Annotated in this window: 18 protein-coding genes; 11 read left to right on the top strand and 7 right to left on the bottom strand. The window is 57.4% G+C overall.

Annotated elements, in window-relative coordinates; translation table 11 throughout:
• Positions 1–41: 41 nt before the first annotated feature.
• Positions 42–467 (bottom strand): ribonuclease E inhibitor RraB, encoded by a 426-nt coding sequence (rraB, locus tag HMPREF1144_RS07500; RefSeq protein ID WP_009652332.1) that lies wholly within the window; start codon positions 465–467, stop codon positions 42–44.
• A gap of 99 nt (positions 468–566) precedes the next feature.
• Between rraB and argL the strand changes: the two genes are divergently transcribed.
• Both argL and argF read left to right on the top strand, forming a co-directional pair.
• Positions 567–662 carry a putative translational regulatory protein ArgL gene (argL, locus tag HMPREF1144_RS33980; RefSeq protein ID WP_370798676.1) on the top strand — a complete coding sequence of 32 codons (96 nt, stop codon included), beginning with the start codon at positions 567–569 and terminating at the stop codon, positions 660–662.
• Positions 632–1,636 (top strand): ornithine carbamoyltransferase, encoded by a 1,005-nt coding sequence (argF, locus tag HMPREF1144_RS07505; protein ID WP_004098121.1) that lies wholly within the window; start codon positions 632–634, stop codon positions 1,634–1,636. The genes argL and argF overlap by 31 nt, the downstream gene beginning before the upstream one ends.
• A gap of 93 nt (positions 1,637–1,729) precedes the next feature.
• Here argF and HMPREF1144_RS07510 read toward each other — a convergent pair whose 3' ends face one another.
• Positions 1,730–2,182 carry a YhcH/YjgK/YiaL family protein gene (locus HMPREF1144_RS07510; protein WP_004098120.1) on the bottom strand — a complete coding sequence of 151 codons (453 nt, stop codon included), beginning with the start codon at positions 2,180–2,182 and terminating at the stop codon, positions 1,730–1,732.
• Positions 2,183–2,374: 192 nt separating this feature from the next.
• Between HMPREF1144_RS07510 and HMPREF1144_RS31105 the strand changes: the two genes are divergently transcribed.
• From HMPREF1144_RS31105 to ridA, 5 genes are all read left to right on the top strand, one after another.
• Positions 2,375–2,479 carry a pyrBI operon leader peptide gene (locus tag HMPREF1144_RS31105; protein WP_009652331.1) on the top strand — a complete coding sequence of 35 codons (105 nt, stop codon included), beginning with the start codon at positions 2,375–2,377 and terminating at the stop codon, positions 2,477–2,479.
• A 35-nt stretch (positions 2,480–2,514) separates the two neighbouring features.
• On the top strand, positions 2,515–3,450 hold the full coding sequence (gene pyrB, locus HMPREF1144_RS07515; protein ID WP_004098118.1) for an aspartate carbamoyltransferase: 936 nt from the start codon (positions 2,515–2,517) through the stop codon (positions 3,448–3,450).
• A gap of 12 nt (positions 3,451–3,462) precedes the next feature.
• The gene (pyrI, locus tag HMPREF1144_RS07520) at positions 3,463–3,924 is read left to right on the top strand and encodes an aspartate carbamoyltransferase regulatory subunit (protein ID WP_004098115.1); all 462 of its coding nucleotides are present in this window, start codon (positions 3,463–3,465) and stop codon (positions 3,922–3,924) included.
• A 259-nt stretch (positions 3,925–4,183) separates the two neighbouring features.
• Positions 4,184–5,647 (top strand): N-acetylglucosamine-binding protein GbpA, encoded by a 1,464-nt coding sequence (gene gbpA / locus HMPREF1144_RS07525; RefSeq protein WP_009652316.1) that lies wholly within the window; start codon positions 4,184–4,186, stop codon positions 5,645–5,647.
• Between the two features lie 154 nt (positions 5,648–5,801).
• Positions 5,802–6,188, top strand: a complete 387-nt coding sequence (ridA, locus tag HMPREF1144_RS07530; RefSeq protein WP_009652347.1) for a 2-iminobutanoate/2-iminopropanoate deaminase — start codon at positions 5,802–5,804, stop codon at positions 6,186–6,188.
• A 67-nt stretch (positions 6,189–6,255) separates the two neighbouring features.
• On the opposite strand, the gene mgtA is transcribed toward ridA, so the two are convergent.
• Together mgtA and mgtL are read right to left on the bottom strand one after the other, a co-directional pair.
• On the bottom strand, positions 6,256–8,964 hold the full coding sequence (mgtA, locus tag HMPREF1144_RS07535; protein WP_004098109.1) for a magnesium-translocating P-type ATPase: 2,709 nt from the start codon (positions 8,962–8,964) through the stop codon (positions 6,256–6,258).
• A gap of 144 nt (positions 8,965–9,108) precedes the next feature.
• Entirely contained in the window at positions 9,109–9,162 is a 54-nt protein-coding gene (gene mgtL, locus HMPREF1144_RS33985; RefSeq protein WP_219620490.1) for a mgtA regulatory leader peptide MgtL, read from the bottom strand.
• 180 nt (positions 9,163–9,342) lie between these two features.
• Here mgtL and treR point away from each other — a divergent pair, with 180 nt between their 5' ends.
• The 3 genes from treR (at position 9,343) to treC (ending at position 13,546) form a co-directional block, all read left to right on the top strand.
• Complete coding sequence (gene treR, locus HMPREF1144_RS07540; RefSeq protein ID WP_004098106.1) at positions 9,343–10,290, top strand: trehalose operon repressor TreR; 948 nt, start codon at positions 9,343–9,345, stop codon at positions 10,288–10,290.
• Between the two features lie 128 nt (positions 10,291–10,418).
• Entirely contained in the window at positions 10,419–11,837 is a 1,419-nt protein-coding gene (gene treB / locus HMPREF1144_RS07545; RefSeq protein ID WP_004098104.1) for a PTS trehalose transporter subunit IIBC, read from the top strand.
• A 53-nt stretch (positions 11,838–11,890) separates the two neighbouring features.
• The gene (treC, locus tag HMPREF1144_RS07550) at positions 11,891–13,546 is read left to right on the top strand and encodes an alpha,alpha-phosphotrehalase (RefSeq protein WP_009652350.1); all 1,656 of its coding nucleotides are present in this window, start codon (positions 11,891–11,893) and stop codon (positions 13,544–13,546) included.
• 124 nt (positions 13,547–13,670) lie between these two features.
• Here treC and celB read toward each other — a convergent pair whose 3' ends face one another.
• The 3 genes from celB to HMPREF1144_RS07565 all read right to left on the bottom strand — a co-directional run bounded on the left by celB (position 13,671) and on the right by HMPREF1144_RS07565 (position 16,748).
• Positions 13,671–15,026, bottom strand: coding sequence for a PTS cellobiose transporter subunit IIC (gene celB, locus HMPREF1144_RS07555; RefSeq protein ID WP_004098100.1), 1,356 nt, complete (start codon positions 15,024–15,026; stop codon positions 13,671–13,673).
• 26 nt (positions 15,027–15,052) lie between these two features.
• Positions 15,053–16,360, bottom strand: a complete 1,308-nt coding sequence (locus HMPREF1144_RS07560) for a 6-phospho-beta-glucosidase (protein ID WP_009652335.1) — start codon at positions 16,358–16,360, stop codon at positions 15,053–15,055.
• A gap of 79 nt (positions 16,361–16,439) precedes the next feature.
• Positions 16,440–16,748, bottom strand: a complete 309-nt coding sequence (locus HMPREF1144_RS07565; protein WP_004098095.1) for a PTS sugar transporter subunit IIB — start codon at positions 16,746–16,748, stop codon at positions 16,440–16,442.
• Between the two features lie 260 nt (positions 16,749–17,008).
• On the opposite strand from HMPREF1144_RS07565, the gene HMPREF1144_RS07570 reads away from it, so the two are divergent.
• On the top strand, positions 17,009–17,752 hold the full coding sequence (locus HMPREF1144_RS07570; RefSeq protein WP_042927234.1) for a MurR/RpiR family transcriptional regulator: 744 nt from the start codon (positions 17,009–17,011) through the stop codon (positions 17,750–17,752).
• Positions 17,753–17,847 lie beyond the last annotated feature (95 nt).

Here is a 17,847-nt window from a genome sequence, read left to right on the forward strand (position 1 = left end):
GCTATACGGCGGCATATCGCACCGCCGTATACCTCTGCTACTTAGTGGCGAACGCCGTCGTCGTCTTCATCAACCAGATCTTCGTCGTCGTCACCTTCTTCGTCTTCCCCGTTCGGATCTTCGTAGTAGGTGCCCCAGCCGTCGTATTCAACGTTGTATTTTTCCGCCAGCGTCATCAACTGCTCAACCTGGGCGTCAATCAGCTCGGCATTCAGCGCGGATTCGCTGAGGATATCGCAGCAAATCACGGTATCGCCCTCTTCGACTTCCAGCTCTTCCGGCTCAGTCACTTCGTAGCCCAGCTTGAAGGCCTCGACCGCCACTTTCTCCAGCGTTTCGAAATCATCGGCAGAGAGATGATGCTCAATGGTGTACAGCGCGTCAGGATCGCTGCCGTCTTCGAGCAGCTCTTCAATAATCAGGCGCGTTTCTTCACGCTGTTCTTCCAGTAATTCCGGGTTTGCCATGGCTCGTTCCTCATAATGTGTCGCGGATGCTTCTATTGTCACATACCGCCGTGATTGCCTCCACCTTCTGAGCGAAAGATTTATGACACGGGGTTGCAAATGAATATTCATACATATAAAGTGAATTTTAATTCAACAAATGGCTTGAGCCATGTGAGGGAACCATGTCCGCGTTTTATCAGAAGCATTTTTTAAAGTTGCTCGATTTTACCCCCGCCGAAATCACCGCTCTGCTTGAGCTGGCGGCCAGGCTTAAAGCTGATAAGAAAAACAATATTGAAATTCAGCATCTCACCGGCAAAAACATCGCGCTCATCTTCGAAAAAGACTCTACCCGCACCCGATGCTCTTTCGAAGTTGCCGCATTTGACCAGGGCGCTCGCGTCACCTGGCTCGGCCCCAGCGGCAGCCAGATTGGCCATAAAGAGTCGATAAAAGACACCGCCCGCGTGCTGGGGCGCATGTACGACGGTATTCAATATCGCGGCCACGGCCAGGAAGTGGTTGAAACCCTGGCCGAGTATGCCGGCGTTCCGGTATGGAACGGCCTGACCAACGAATTCCACCCCACCCAGCTGCTGGCGGACTTACTGACCATGCAGGAGCATCTGCCGGGCAAAGCCTTTAATCAGATGACCCTGGTCTACACCGGCGACGCGCGGAATAATATGGGCAACTCCATGCTCGAAGCCGCCGCGTTGACCGGGCTGGATCTGCGTCTGGTCGCGCCAACCGCCTGCTGGCCGGAAGAGAAGCTGGTCGAGCAGTGCCGGGCGCTGGCGCAGAAAAACGGCGGCAATATTACGCTGACCGAAGATATTGCGGCGGGCGTGAAGGGCGCGGACTTTATCTATACCGACGTCTGGGTATCGATGGGCGAAGCCAAAGAGAAGTGGGCGGAGCGTATCGCGCTGCTGCGCGGGTATCAGGTAAATAGCGAGATGATGGCGCTGACCGGCAATCCGCAGGTGAAATTCCTCCACTGCCTGCCCGCCTTCCACGACGACCAGACCACGCTCGGCAAACAGATGGCGGCAGAGTACGGCCTGCACGGCGGAATGGAAGTGACCGACGAGGTATTTGAGTCCGCGGCGAGCATCGTTTTCGACCAGGCGGAAAACCGTATGCATACCATCAAAGCGGTGATGGTTGCGACGCTGGGTAAGTAAGCGTTCCCGCGATATTTCCCCGGATTGCGCTGCACTTATCCGGGCTACCCGCTGTAGCCCGGGCAAGGCGCCAGCCACAGCCCGGGGTATTTTTTACGCCATCAGCATCTTCACTACCGCTTTGCGCACCTTCGCCGGCGTGCCGACGGCGCACAGCGGCTTATGCACTTCACCGGGATAGAACACCACAAAGTCGCCTTCGCTGAGGATGACGGTTTTTTCCTGCGCCCCCTCCGCCAGGAAAGCGATGTCTTTATCCGCCAGCCAGTCGGTATCCGGCGCGCCGGCGGGAAGGACGCTAAAGGTCATGCCCTCCTGGCCTTTGAGTACAATCTGGATGTCGAGATAGCGGGCGTGATATTCGGCGCGGCGGTCGGCCATCGGCTCGGTGGTATCTTCGGAAATGAGATAGAACAGGTTGTTGCCGTCAATATCATGTTTACCCAGCGGCGTCGCGTCGGTGACATGCGCTTTAATATGTTCGATCGCCTCACGTAGAGACGCCGGCAACCCGCTTTGCAGATGGTGAATATTTCCAACGATCATAATAGCCCTCAAATATAAAACAGCTTTTCATTTCGCGTTTATACCCCCCATCCGACTGCCATACCACCTCTTTTTGCGGGTTTTTTGCGTTAACGCATGATTCCCCAGGCAAACGTTTACCTGTTTGTGGATTAATCGCTTGATCCGAAATATGAGCTGCGTATAATGCCACCCGTTTTGCCGGGAGGAATTATGGTTCAGTGTGTACGACATCGCGTCTTACCGCGTCTGAAAACAGGCGCTGGCCTGCCGTTTTTTCTTTCCGTTGCATCCGTATTCGTAAAGCCCCTTATTTAAGGGGCTTTTTTTTGCCCAGGCGTCAGGAGATAAACATGGCTAATCCGCTGTATCAAAAACATATCATTTCTATAAACGATCTCAGCCGCGAAGACCTTGAACTGGTACTGGCAACCGCAGCAAAGCTCAAAGCCCATCCACAGCCTGAGCTGCTGAAGCATAAAGTGATTGCCAGCTGCTTTTTTGAAGCGTCGACCCGCACCCGCCTGTCGTTTGAAACCTCAATGCACCGCCTGGGCGCCAGCGTGGTCGGTTTCTCAGACAGCAGCAACACCTCGCTGGGCAAAAAAGGCGAAACCCTGGCCGATACCATCTCGGTTATCAGCACCTACGTCGATGCTATCGTCATGCGCCACCCGCAAGAAGGCGCGGCGCGTCTGGCGACCGAGTTCTCCGGCGGTATTCCGGTACTCAACGCCGGCGACGGCGCTAACCAGCATCCGACGCAAACCCTGCTGGATCTGTTCACCATTCAGGAGACCCAGGGCCGTCTGGAAAATCTTAACGTGGCGATGGTGGGTGACCTGAAATATGGCCGCACCGTTCACTCCCTGACCCAGGCGCTGGCGAAATTTAACGGCAACCGCTTCTACTTTATCGCGCCGGACGCGCTGGCCATGCCGCAGTACATCCTCGACATGCTTGACGAAAAAGGCATTGCCTGGAGCCTGCATAGCGCCATTGAAGAGGTGATGGAAGAGGTGGACATTCTGTATATGACCCGCGTGCAGAAAGAGCGCCTCGACCCGTCGGAATATGCCAACGTGAAGGCGCAGTTCGTCCTGCGCGCCGCCGACCTGGAAGGCGCACGCGCGAACATGAAGGTGCTGCATCCGCTGCCGCGCATTGATGAAATCACCACCGATGTCGATAAAACGCCGCACGCCTGGTACTTCCAGCAGGCGGGCAACGGCATCTTCGCGCGCCAGGCGTTACTGGCGCTGGTACTGAATAGCGATCTGGCACTGTAAGGGGAAAAAGAGATGACACACGACAATAAATTACAAGTAGAAGCCATCAAACGTGGCACCGTTATCGACCATATCCCGGCACAGGTTGGCTTTAAGCTGCTGACCCTGTTCAAACTGACCGAAACGGATCAGCGCATCACCATCGGCCTGAACCTGCCGTCAGGCGAAATGGGCCGCAAAGATTTGATTAAAATAGAGAACACTTTCCTGACCGACGAGCAGGTCAACCAGCTCTCCCTGTACGCACCGCAGGCCACGGTAAACCGCATTGATGAGTATGAAGTCGTCGGTAAATCCCGACCGAATCTGCCGGACCGTATTAACAACGTACTGGTATGCCCGAACAGCAACTGTATTAGCCACGCCGAGCCGGTGTCCTCGAGCTTTGCGGTGAAGAAACGCGAAAACGATATCGCGCTGAAGTGCAAATATTGTGAAAAAGAATTTTCACATCATGTCGTGCTGGCAAATTAAATTCGCCAGGTTTTATCCGGAGCAGCCCGATAAACGGGCCTGCTCCTGAACGATAATTTTAATCATCCGCACGGGTGTCAACTCACTGACCACGGGTAAAACAATCAATAATCATCAATTTCTCATCGCCTCGCCTCATGATTCAAAATAACAAAAAATGGGATTAATCATTAAATATCACTGCTATTGAACCTGAATTTTTCACTTCATACACTCCAGTGCGTTTTCCATTTTTTAATAAATGTTCACAGGATGAATTATGCAAGTGAAAAAAATATCGCTATATACAGCAACATTATTATTTACCTCCTCAGCGTTGGCCCACGGCTATGTGGAATCGCCGCCAGGTCGGGCGTACCAATGTCATTTAGGGAAAAACACCGACTGCGGTCCGGTGCAGTGGGAACCGCAAAGCGTCGAGCAAGCGAGCGGTTTTCCTGAAGGGGCAATGCCGCCTGATGGTAAACTGGCCAGTGCGGGGAAAAGCAACTTCTCGCAGCTGGATAGCCAGAGCCCGACTCGCTGGGCGAAAACCACGATAAAGAGCGGTAAAAATAATTTCGTCTGGCATCATTCTGCGCCGCATAGAACGACTAACTGGCGTTATTACATTACCAAACAGGACTGGGATCAAAATAAGCCGCTGACGCGCAGCGATTTTGAAAGTAAGCCATTTTGTCAAATCGACGGTAATGGCACGACGCCGGCTGTACAGGTCACGCACTCCTGTAATGTACCCGATCGCACCGGCTACCAGGTTATTTATGCCGTCTGGGAAATTGCCGATACGGCAAATAGTTTTTATCAGGCCATTGACGTTGATTTCGGCGGCGCCAGCGATGAAACGGAGAATGAATCCCTCTGGACAACGCAGCTCGCAGGCCAGCTTAGCGGAAAAGATCTGCATGCGGGAGATAAAGTCATTGCCCATTTCTTTAACGCGAGCGGTGAAGTTCATTCGCTGCAAACGGAATTGACCATCGCCAGCGAAGCGCAAGGAAAAAGCAGCCAGTGGTCTTACGATCTGGCTGAAGCGATTAATACCGCGCACCAGGGCAAGCTGCGCGCCGGGGTAAAAGGGAGTGATGGCAACATTACCCCCCTCCACGGCGTTAACCAGGTGTATGTGCCGAAAGACAGCACCGTTCAAAGCGTTACGCTGACCTACGCCGAGTCGCAGTCACACGATATCGTGGAAGAGTCCCTGAGCGTCGCCAACGTTAACGCAACCAAAATCGCCAACGGGAAAGCGACCGTGACGTTCAACGCCACGGCCAGCGGCAAAATGCAGCTCACCGCCACCGTCAACGACCATGCGGGCACGCAGAAAGGAAGCATTCAGCAGACGATAGATAATCGCTCCCTGACGGTATCTATTCCGCTGACCAACGTTCAGGCAGGTCATCATATGCTGCGCTACTCAGCCAGCAATGCGCAGGGCGCCACCCTCAGCCAGGGGGTCATTGACCTGATGCTGGAAGAGAGTACGGTTCAGCCGGATCCGACGCCTGCGCCTGCGGGAAACTACGACTATACCTTCCCGGATAACCTGAAAAGCTATAAGGCGGGAACGAAAGTCATGCAGCCTAAAAACGGCAAAGTGTACCAATGTCGCCCGTTCCCCTACAGCGGCTACTGCGTGCAGTGGAGCCAGTACGCCACTCAGTTCGAACCGGGTACAGGTTCTGACTGGGCCATGGCATGGACGGAAGTCACCCACTAACTTCATCCTTCAGGCTCACGCCTTATGCGGATAGCGCGCTGCATTATCCGTTTTTCTCCTTCGCAAAATGCGGCCTGCTTAATGATAAAGCAGCCAGCACTCTTTATAATGACCCACGCCAGTCAGATTACATTCACATATTTCAGGAGAACTCATGTCTAAAACTATCGCGACGGAAAATGCGCCAGCAGCCATCGGCCCGTACGTTCAGGGCGTTGATCTGGGTAACATGATCATCACTTCCGGCCAGATCCCGGTAGACCCGAAAACCGGTAGCGTGCCGGAAGACGTCGCCGCTCAGGCGCGTCAGTCTCTGGAGAACGTGAAAGCTATCGTTGAAGCCGCGGGCCTGAAAGTGGGCGATATCGTTAAAACCACCGTTTTCGTCAAAGACCTCAACGATTTCGCCACCGTTAACGCCACCTATGAAGCCTTCTTCACCGAGCACAACGCCACCTTCCCGGCGCGCTCCTGCGTGGAAGTGGCGCGTCTGCCGAAAGACGTAAAAATTGAGATCGAAGCGATCGCCATTCGTCGCTAATCGTAGACTGTATGAACAAAGGCAGCCCGTGGCTGCCTTTGTTGTTTCTGCACGTAAAGCGCCTAGCTCACTGCCAGCCGTAGCGGCGGCTGTAGAAGCCTTTGACCATCTGGGTTAGCGTCATATAGCCCGCAAGGATCGCAATCAGCCATGGGAAGTAGCTGAGCGGCAGCGCCTGAAGCTGCAGGTAGCCCGCCAGCGGCGAGAACGGCAGCGCAATCCCCACCACCATCACCAGCAGCGTCATCACAATCAGCGGCCAGGCCGCGCGGCTCTGGATAAACGGGATCCGCCGCGTACGGATCATATGCACAATCAGCGTCTGCGACAGCAGGCCAACCACGAACCAGCCGGACTGGAACAGGGTCTGATGTTCCGGCGTATTGGCGTGGAACACCCACCACATCAGGCAGAACGTCAGAATATCGAATATGGAGCTGATCGGCCCAAAGAAGACCATAAAGCGGCCGAGATCCGCCGGGTTCCAGCGCTGCGGTTTACGGATCTGCTCCTCGTCCACGTTATCAAACGGAATGGCGACCTGGGAGACATCGTACAGCAGGTTCTGGATCAGCAGATGCAGCGGCAGCATCGGCAGGAACGGCAGGAAGGCACTGGCGACCAGAACGCTGAAGACGTTACCGAAGTTGGAGCTGGCGGTCATTTTGATGTACTTGAGCATATTGGCGAAGGTCCGGCGGCCTTCAATAACCCCCTCTTCCAGCACCATCAGGCTCTTCTCCAGCAGGATGATATCCGCCGCCTCGCGGGCGATATCCACCGCGCCGTCGACGGAAATACCGATATCCGCTGCGCGCAGCGCCGGAGCATCGTTAATGCCGTCGCCCATAAAACCCACCACGTGTCCTTCGCGTTTCAGCAGGGTCACGATACGCTCTTTGTGCAGCGGCGCCAGGCGAGCAAACAGGGTGGTACGTTTTGCCAGCTCGGCCAGCTCATCATCATTCAGCGCTTCAACCTGGCTGCCGATAACCACATCACCCGCGTCCAGCCCCACTTCATGGCAGACTTTCGCCGCCACCAGCTCGCTGTCGCCGGTGAGGATTTTGACCGTAATACCGCTAGCCTTCAGCGCCTTCAGCGCCGGGGCGGTGGTCTCTTTCGGCGGATCGAGGAAGGCGATATAGCCTTCGAGGATCAGGTCTGACTCATCCGCGCGCTGGTAGTCGCCTTCGCGGGCGGGCAGGTACTTCGTCGCCACCGCCACCACGCGCAGTCCCTGACGGTTGAGGGTGTCGGTGACGCGACGGATGCGCCGCAGCATGGTGTCGTCCAGCGGTACGATGTCGCCGTTATAGCGCACCTGGGTCGAGACGTTGAGGATCTCCTGCAGCGCCCCCTTGCAGATCAGCTGATGGACGTTGTCTTGCTCCTGCACGACCACCGACATGCGGCGACGCTCAAAATCGAACGGGATCTCATCGACTTTCTGCCAGCGTTCCGCCAGCCCGCGCGCTGACTCCAGCTCGACGCCCTCAAGCACCGCGGTATCGAGCAGATTCTTCAGCCCGGTCTGATAGTGGCTGTTAAGCCAGGCCGTATGCAGCACGCGTTCGCTCACCTTGCCGGAGACATCGGTGTGGTTCTCCAGCACAATTTTATCCTGCGTCAGGGTGCCGGTTTTATCGGTGCACAGGATGTCCATCGCGCCAAAGTTCTGTATCGCGTCGAGGTGTTTGACGATCACTTTCTGTTTCGACAGCTTCACCGCCCCGCGCGCCAGGGTTGAGGTGACGATCATCGGCAGCATTTCCGGGGTCAGGCCCACCGCGACGGAGAGCGCGAACAGCGCCGCCTCCCACCAGTCGCCTTTGGTGTAGCCGTTAATCAGCAGCACTATCGGGGTCATCACCAGCATAAAGCGGATCAGCAGCATGCTGACCCGGCTGATGCCTTTCTGAAAGGCGTTCGGCTCGCTTTCCTGCTCGCTGACGCGGCCAGCCAGCTGGCCAAACCAGGTGCCGCCGCCGGTGGCGAAAACAATCGCCTGCGCCGAACCGCTGACCACGTTGGTGCCCATAAAGCACAGGGTGTCGCACTCCAGCGGGTTTGCCTGCAGCGGGTCACGGGTGCGGGCCACTTTTTCGACCGGCAGCGATTCACCGGTCAGCGAGGCCTGAGCGACAAACAGGTCGCGCGCCTGAATGACGCGCAGGTCTGCCGGGATCATGTCTCCCGCCGATAGCTTGACGATATCCCCCGGCACCAGCTGGTCGATGGGCAGCTCACACCAGCGGCTCTCGCCCTGCTCGTTCACCACCCGCAGGACCGTCGCGGTGTTGCTGACCATCGCCTTCAGGGCGTCCGCCGCTTTGGTCGAGCGGGCTTCCTGAATAAAGTTCAGCAGCGTGGAGATCCCCACCATCAGGGCGATAACCGCGGCGGCAAACAGATCTTCCGTTGAGTAGGAGACGATACCCAGAACGGTCAGCAGCAGGTTGAAGGGGTTGCGGTAGCAGCTCCACAGATGCACCCACCACGGCGATGGCTTCTGCGCCGGGATCTGGTTTTCGCCATACTGTGCGATTTTCTGCGCCACTTCGCCCGCATTTAGCCCTTCCGGATGGCTGGCGAAGGCGCGCCAGATTTCATTCTCATCCATTGCCGCCACGTCCAGGCACTGCTTGCCGAGGGAGTCCGGGATCGGCGCGCTCGCCAGATTGCGGGCATCGGGTAGCGGATCGCGTTGTACTAAACGACGCGGTAAATGACGGCCAAGCTGGGCAAACAGCTGGCGGGTAAAATTTTTAAACATAAACAGTCCCTCCGCGCTCGCGCGAGCGAACGCAGGCTACCGACAGGCGCGAGTCAACCTTACCTGTCAGGCAGGTTATTTTTATGGCAGGGACGTCAAAGACATCGCTGCTTTACGCTTCCGGTAAAGCAGCGCTACGCAGATTTACCGGAAAATAAGGGGGCTCCATCGAGGATGAGGAGTGGGATCGGGGTCCATAAAATCTCCGGTAAATGAATACAAACGGCGCGAATTATACCATCGCCGATAATCTATTTGTGGTTATTATGGCGATAATACCCCCGGGCAACTAAACCAGACGTAAACCAGACTTTGCTCATTGTGGTTTCGTTGAGTAGCATTAGGCTCACTTTAAGCGAACCACAACGAGAACCCTGCATGCAAAACCGGCTGACCATCAAAGATATCGCACGCTTAAGCGGCGTCGGGAAATCGACGGTATCGCGCGTGCTTAATAACGAAAGCGGCGTTAGCGAACGCACGCGTGAGCGCGTTGAAGCGGTGATGCAGCAGCACGGGTTTTCCCCCTCACGTTCCGCCAGGGCGATGCGCGGCCAGAGCGATAAAGTGGTGGCGATCATCGTCACCCGTCTGGATTCGCTGTCGGAAAACCTCGCCGTACAGACCATGCTTCCCGCCTTTTACGCTCAGGGCTACGATCCGATTATGATGGAGAGCCAGTTCTCCCCGGCGCTGGTCGAGGAGCATCTCGGCATGCTCGCCCGGCGCAATATCGACGGCGTGGTGCTGTTTGGTTTTACCGGCGTCCAGCAAGAGATGCTCACACCGTGGCGAGAGACGCTGGTGCTGCTGGCCCGCGACGCGCCGGGCATCGCCTCCGTCTGCTATGATGATGAAGGATCGATCAGGATGCTGATGCAGCGCCTGTACGATCGCGGGCATCGCCACATCAGTTTCCTCGGCGTGCCGCACAGCGACATCACCACCGGGCAGCGCCGCCACCAGGCCTACCTGGATTTCTGCCAGAAAAAACACCTCACGCCCCTCGCCGCGCTGCCGGGCCTGGGAATGAAGCAGGGGTACGAAAACGTCGCCGGCGTGCTGTCGGCTGAAACCAGCGCGCTGGTCTGCGCCACCGATACCCTCGCGCTGGGAGCCAGCAAATATCTCCAGCAGCAGGGAATCGATCGTCTCCAGCTCGCCAGCGTCGGCAGCACGCCGCTGATGAAGTTTCTCCACCCGGAGATTCTGACGGTCGATCCCGGCTACGCCGAATCCGGACGCCGGGCGGCGCAGCAGCTGATCGAGCAGATCGCCGGAAACCGTGAACCCCGTCAAATCGTGATTCCCGCCGTACTGAATTAAGCCTGTCTTAACGATTTATGTGATCTTCGCCGGGTTTCGGGAACGTTCCCATTTTGCAATTTAAGCGGAACGAGTAGGATCCGTCTCAAGTTAAATGCAACCTCTCCCCTCGGTCATGAGGCCTCATCATGAGTAAAGTGAATCAGCAGGACATCGATAAACTTATCGAACTGGTGGGCGGGCGCGACAATATCGCCACCGTCAGCCACTGTATTACCCGTCTGCGCTTTGTGCTGAATAATCCAGCCATTGCCAAACCGAAAGATATTGAGCAGCTCCGCATGGTGAAGGGCTGCTTTACCAACGCCGGGCAGTTCCAGGTGGTGATCGGTACCGAGGTTGGCGACTACTATAACGCGCTGCTGGCGACCACCGGCCAGGCCAGCGCCGATAAAGAGCAGGCCAAAAAAGCCGCGCGGCAGAATATGAAATGGCATGAACAGCTCATTTCACACTTCGCGGAGATCTTCTTCCCGCTGCTGCCTGCGCTGATCAGCGGCGGCCTGATCTTAGGCTTCCGCAACGTGATTGGCGATCTGCCGATGAGCAACGGCCAGACGCTGGCGCAGATGCATCCGTCGCTGAAAACCCTTTATGACTTCCTGTGGCTGATTGGCGAGGCGATCTTCTTCTACCTGCCGGTGGGTATCTGCTGGTCCGCGGTCAAGAAAATGGGCGGCACGCCGATCCTCGGCATCGTGCTGGGCGTCACGCTGGTCTCTCCGCAGCTGATGAACGCCTACCTGCTGGGCCAGCAGGTGCCGGAAGTATGGAACTTCGGCCTGTTCACCATTGAGAAAGTCGGCTACCAGGCGCAGGTGATCCCGGCCTTGATGGCGGGGCTGGCGCTCGGCTTTATTGAAACGCGGCTGAAACGCATCGTGCCTGACTACCTCTATCTGGTGATCGTCCCGGTCTGTTCGCTGATCCTGGCGGTCTTTCTCGCCCACGCCTTTATCGGCCCGGTTGGCCGCATGATTGGCGACGGCGTGGCCTGGGCCGTGCGTCATCTGTTAACCGGCAGCTTCGCGCCGATTGGCGCCGCGCTGTTCGGCTTCCTGTACGCGCCGCTGGTGATTACCGGGGTCCATCAGACCACGCTCGCCATCGATATGCAGATGATTCAAAACATGGGCGGTACGCCGGTCTGGCCGCTGATCGCGCTGTCCAACATCGCCCAGGCGTCGGCGGTGGTGGGAATCATCATCGCCAGCCGTAAACAGAACGAACGCGAAATCTCCGTTCCGGCCGCCATTTCCGCCTACCTCGGCGTGACGGAACCGGCCATGTACGGCATCAACCTGAAGTACCGCTTCCCGATGCTCTGCGCGATGGTCGGCTCCGGTCTTGCCGGGCTGCTGTGCGGACTGAACGGCGTGATGGCCAACGGCATCGGCGTCGGCGGCCTGCCGGGTATCCTCTCCATTCAGCCAACCTACTGGCAGGTTTACGCGCTGGCGATGGCTATCGCCGTGGTCGTGCCGATTGTCCTGACAACGGTTGTTTACCAGCGCAAATTCCGCCAGGGCACCTTACAGATTGTCTGACGACTTATTTTCGGGGCGCGCTGTCGCCCCCTTTTTTGTAGCAGGAACGCAATATGAATACCCTTCCCCTCTGGTGGCAAAACGGCGTTATTTATCAAATCTATCCGAAGAGTTTCCAGGACACCACCGGGACCGGCACCGGCGATTTGCGCGGCGTGACCTCCCGCCTCGACTATCTGCAAAAGCTCGGCGTTGACGCTATCTGGCTGACGCCGTTCTACGTCTCGCCGCAGGTGGATAACGGCTACGACGTCGCCAACTATACCGCTATCGATCCCGCCTACGGCACGCTCGACGATTTCGACGAGCTGGTGGCCCAGGCGAAAGCGCGAGAAATTCGTATCGTGCTGGATATGGTGCTGAACCACACATCGACCGAGCACGCCTGGTTCCGCGAAGCGCTCAACAAAGAGAGCCCGTATCGCCAGTTCTATATCTGGCGCGACGGCGAACCCACCACGCCGCCGAACAACTGGCAATCAAAGTTTGGCGGCAACGCCTGGCAGTGGCACGCCGAAAGCGAGCAGTACTATCTGCATCTGTTCGCGGTTGAGCAGGCGGATCTGAACTGGGAAAACCCGGCGGTGCGCGCGGAGCTGAAAAAAGTGTGCGAGTTCTGGGCCGATCGCGGCGTCGACGGCCTGCGCCTCGATGTGGTCAATTTGATCTCCAAAGACCAGACCTTTCCGTCCGATACCGCGGGCGACGGCCGGCGCTTCTATACCGACGGTCCGCGAGCGCACGAATTTTTGCAGGAGATGAGCCGCGATGTCTTTACCCCGCGCAACCTGATGACGGTCGGCGAAATGTCCTCCACCACGCTTGAGCATTGCCAGAAGTACGCGGCGCTCGACGGCGGCGAACTGTCGATGACCTTTAACTTCCACCATCTGAAGGTGGACTACCCCGGCGGCGAGAAGTGGGCGCTGGCGCGCCCGGATTTTGTGGCCTTGAAATCGCTGTTCAGGCACTGGCAGCAGGGGATGCACAATCGCGCGTGGAACGCGCTGTTCTGGTGTAACCACGACCAGCCGCGCATCGTCTCCCGCTTCGGCGACGAGGGAGAGTACCGCGTCCCGGCGGCGAAAATGCTGGCGATGGTGCTTCACGGTATGCAGGGCACGCCCTATATCTATCAGGGCGAAGAGATCGGCATGACGAATCCACACTTTACGCGCATTACCGATTATCGCGACGTTGAGAGCCACAACATGTTTATCGAACGCGCGGCGCAGGGTCAGGATCCGGATGAACTTCTGGCGATTCTGGCCAGTAAATCGCGCGATAACAGCCGCACGCCAATGCAGTGGAACAGCGCTGATAACGGCGGTTTTAGCGCAGGCGAGCCGTGGATTGCGCTGTGCGATAACTATCGCGAGATTAACGCCGAGGCGGCGCTGGCGGACCCGGAATCGGTGTTTTATGCCTATCAGCAGCTGATTACGCTGCGCAAGAGCACGCCGGTGCTGACCTGGGGCGACTATCAGGATCTGCTGCCGGAACATCCGTCGCTGTGGTGCTATCGCCGCCAGTGGCAGGGGCAAACCCTGGTGGTCGTGGCGAACCTGAGCCGCGAGTTTCAGCGCTGGCAGCCGGAGGCTGTGGCCGGCGAGTGGCAGCGGTTAATGAGCAACTACGCGGAAGCGGCAAACCGTCCTGCAAATATGACCCTGCGTCCGTTTGAAGCGGTATGGTGGCTGCAGGAGTGATCCCCTACCCGGCTTGCGCTGAGAGTCCCGGGTCGCGCTGCGCTTACCCGGGCTACAGGTTCACCATCTTCTGCGGGCCAGTAGCCCGGACAGGCGCGTCAAGCGCCGCCTCCGGGAATACGCTTTAAATACGATCGGCCGCAGACAACGTCACGCTGGCTTCCGGCTGCGCTGACGCCTGCTCTTCTTTCGCCTTCAGGCGATCCCATGCCCGGAAGAACGGATAGTAGATCACCAGCGAGATCGCCAGGTTCACCACCTGCAGCACCGCGCCGGAAACGTGCCCTCCCGTCGCCAGATAGCCGCTCATAAAAATAGGCGTGGTAAACGGCAGCGCAATCCCCGCTGGCTTCATCACCAGCCCGGTGGCCATCGCGGTATACGAGACAATCACCAGCAGGACCGGCGTCAAAATAAACGGCAGGAAGAAGTACGGGTTCATCACCAGCGGAATGCCGAAAACCATCGGCTCGCTGATGTTGAACAGCGCTCCCGGCGCGGCAATTTTCCCCAGCTGTTTCATCTGCTGGCTACGGCTGCGCAGCAGCATAAAAATCACCAGCCCCAGCAGCGCCCCGGTACCGCCGGGCGCAATCCACAGGTCATAAAACTGCTGGGTGATGATATGCGGGATCGGCAGCCCATTCTGAAACGCTTCCAGGTTTTCCGACATATTCGACAGCCAGACCGGGCGAATAAACACCAGCACAATGGTGTCGCCGTGCAGCCCCAGGGTCCACAGGATACCAATCAGGATCACCGAGATAATCATGCCCGGCAGCGAACCGCCGACGTGCGACATGGGAATACCGATAAGGGTGGTAATCATGCTATTGATATCGCCGAACGGCGAAGCTTCAACGATCAGGCGCAGCACCAGCACCACGGCCAGCACGCAGAAACCGGGGATCAGGGCGAGAAAAGATTTCGCCACCGCGGGCGGTACGCCCTCCGGCATGCGGATCACCAGATTACGGCTGGCCACCAGGCGGTAGATCTCCGTGGAAAGCAGCGAAATCACAATCGCCACAAACAGTCCCTGGCTGCCAATCATCCCCACCGGCAGCACGCCTTTGACAAGCTGCGCTGCCGAACCGTCTGCCGGCGTAAAGAGCGTCACCTGGGGGATCGTCATCACAAATGCCACCAGCGACATCGCCCCGGCGCTGAGCGGGTCCAGGGTGCGATATTTTTCCGCCAGCCGGTAGGCAATGCCGAACGCGGAGAGCAGCGCCATGATGTCATAGGTCGCTTTGACCGGGTACAGCATCTTATCGCGCCAGGCATCGCCAAACACGCTGGTCATCATCTCACCGTAGCCGGGAATCGGCAGGTAGGCGAATATCAGGAAAAACGAACCAATCAGCATAAACGGCATATTGAGAATAATGCCGTCACGTACCGACAGGACATGCTTCTGACCGCCGATTTTCAGCGCGGCGGGCATGACATAGCGTTCAATAAATGAAGTACGAGACATAGTGGTATCCCCAAAGGCGGAAAAGTTTAGTTAAACTGCGTTAACCAGGGGCGGTTGATGGTTAACACCTCATCAAGCAGCGCCCGGGCATCGGTCACATTCCCGACCAGCGGGTTACTGACCAGCGCCAGCAGCGCGCTATCCCGGCAGCCGTGGACCGCGGCCTCAATCGTCAAGCGCTCGAAGGCTTTCACCTGTTGCGTCAGTCCGTTCATGATCGGCGGCAGCGCGCCAAAGGCCAGCGGCCGTGCGCCCTGCGCGTCAATAATGCTGTTAATTTCCACCACCGCATCATCATCGAACCCTTTAATAGCGCCGTTGTTGCGGGTGTTGACGACCATCTCTTTGCCAAGATTGTTGTAGATGGCGTTAATCAGCTCCACCGCCACTTCGGAGTAGTACGCCCCGCCGCGGAAGCTCAGCTGTTCGGGCTTTTCATCCAGCTCGGGCCGGGCATAGATATCAAACAGCTCCTGTTCCACCTTCATCACCTGTTCCGCGCGGGTGCCTTTGGTTTTGGCCGCCTCAATCTCTTCCGCCAGCATCGCCGGCGTCAGCCAGAAATAGCGATGATAGGGACAGGGGATTGCCTTCAGGGCCCGCAGAAACTCCGCCGGCCACGGCAGCGATTGAATATTGTTCATCGAGAGCGATTGACCGTCACACAGCATGTCGATGACCTTACTGGTCACCTCTTCCCGCCCCTGCATCACCTTGTGTACCCAGACCATATGATTCAGCCCGGCGAAGCTCAGCCGGACCTCCTCTTCTTTTGCGTCCAGCATTCCGGCAATCATGTGCTGCATATTGATGGGCACGTTGCACAGGCCGATGATTTTCGCGCTGCTGTAGCGGCTCACCGCCTCCGTCACGATCCCTGCCGGATTGGTAAAATTAAGGATAAAGGCGTCGGGCGCCAGCGCTTCCACCTTGCGGGCAACCTGTAAAATCACCGGAATAGTGCGCAGCGCTTTGGCAAAGCCGCCGACGCCGGTGGTTTCCTGACCCAGCAGATGGTACTTCAGCCCCAACCGCTCATCCGCCGCCCGCGCCGCCAGCTGCCCAACCCGCAGCTGGGTCAGCACGAATTGAGCGCCGCGAATGGCCTCATCGAGGCCGAAATGCACGCTGACCTTCACCTGTTCAAGGCCATGGCGCTTTAGCATACGCTGGGTCAGCGCGGCGATAATCGCCACTTTCTCGCGCCCGGCTTCGACATCCACCAGCGCCAGTTCCGTGACCGGAATCTGCTGATGGCGAAGGATAATGCCTTCGATAAGTTCCGGCGTATAGCTGCTGCCGCCGCCGATGACGGCAATTTTCAATGTTTGCATAGTGGCCTCATTTTTGGCGTACAGATCCCCGCGCAAGGCCGCAGCGGCATTGCGAAATGAACGCGTTGATGGGTAAGGGTTAGGGGTTCAGCAGAGCGAGCGCTTTATCGAGGACGGCGGCCCCGCGCATCATGCCGTAATCCGCCATGTCGATCACCGCCACGGCTTTCCCGTGCGGTGCAGCAAGCGCCGTCAATCGGGCCGCTTCATACTTCACCTGAGGCCCCAGTAAGATCACGTCGGCATTGGGCAACTCGCGCTCAAACTCGGCGACGGGTACGGCGTAAATCTCCAGCCCCAGCGCGCGCTGCTGCGCCTCGGCCTTCATTTTGTTAACCAGCATGCTGGTGGACATTCCGGCGGCGCAGCACAGGACGATACGTGGCATAATTCCTCCCAATGGATTTGGCGTAAGCGAGCGCTAAACAGACACCATCGACTATAAGACGAGGTGCCGGTATGGGTGAAGGCTATATGAAAATTTTTTTCACGTACGTGATCGGAGCGTTATTTTTCACCTCTTTACTCCGGCATAAAAGCGAAAGTGGCAATAATCTCAGGCATTGTGCGTGATTGCGTGGTATAAAAAGCCATCATTACTTGAAAAATATTTTCAATCAGGCGGTGGCGGAGAAAGAGGCTGAAAGCATGGATATCGTAGGACAGTTACAGGAAGGCATGACTCGCTTTAGCGCTCAGGAATCAAGAGTCGCGGCATTTATTCTGCAGAATTTAAGTTTTACCGCCAGCGCTTCGATTGATGAACTGGCGGTGCGCGCTGGCGTGAGCGCAGCCACAATTACCCGCTTTGCCCGCTCCGTCGGCTGCGAGGATATTCGTGATTTGCGCAAGCAGCTGGCGCAGGCCTGCGAACGTCGCACCAGCTGGCTAAACGAGGAGAGCGCCGCGCTGCCGGCCGCGTGGCGCGACAAGTTAAGCCTGATTAGCGCACATCTGGAGCAGCAGCTGGTCAGCACGCCCGAATCAACGCTGCAAAAGCTGCGCACGCGCCTGCAAAATGCCCGCGCCGTGCACTGTTTCGCCCTCGGCGCGCAGGATGTCGCGCTGGCGACGCTGCTTCAGCACCAGCTGCTCTCCATCGGGATCGTGATGAATCTCTGCCAGGACAGCGCCCTGATGCGGATGATCGCCAGTACCCTCAGCGACGATCATCTCCTGCTGGTGCTGGCAACCGGCGAGGCCGACGCGATTTTGCAGGGCGCGACCCTGCTGGCCCGGGTACAGGAAGCGACAATTTTCGCCCTCACCCCCGCCAACCACGCGTTGAGCAATATGGCCTCCGCGCTGCTGCCCCTGCCTGAGAATGCGCAGGCCGCACGTTACGCCCTGCTGCTGCTGGTTGACCTGCTTAACGACGCGCTGCTCGCCTGACGTTATTCCTTTCGGGCCTGAATTTCCTGCGTTCAGGCCCCATTTTTGCTTATTTTATAAGCGGATAAATTTACATTAAGCGCAAGCGCCCATCA

The sequence above is a fragment of the Klebsiella sp. OBRC7 genome, assembly GCF_000293135.1.
Classification (GTDB): domain Bacteria; phylum Pseudomonadota; class Gammaproteobacteria; order Enterobacterales; family Enterobacteriaceae; genus Klebsiella; species Klebsiella michiganensis.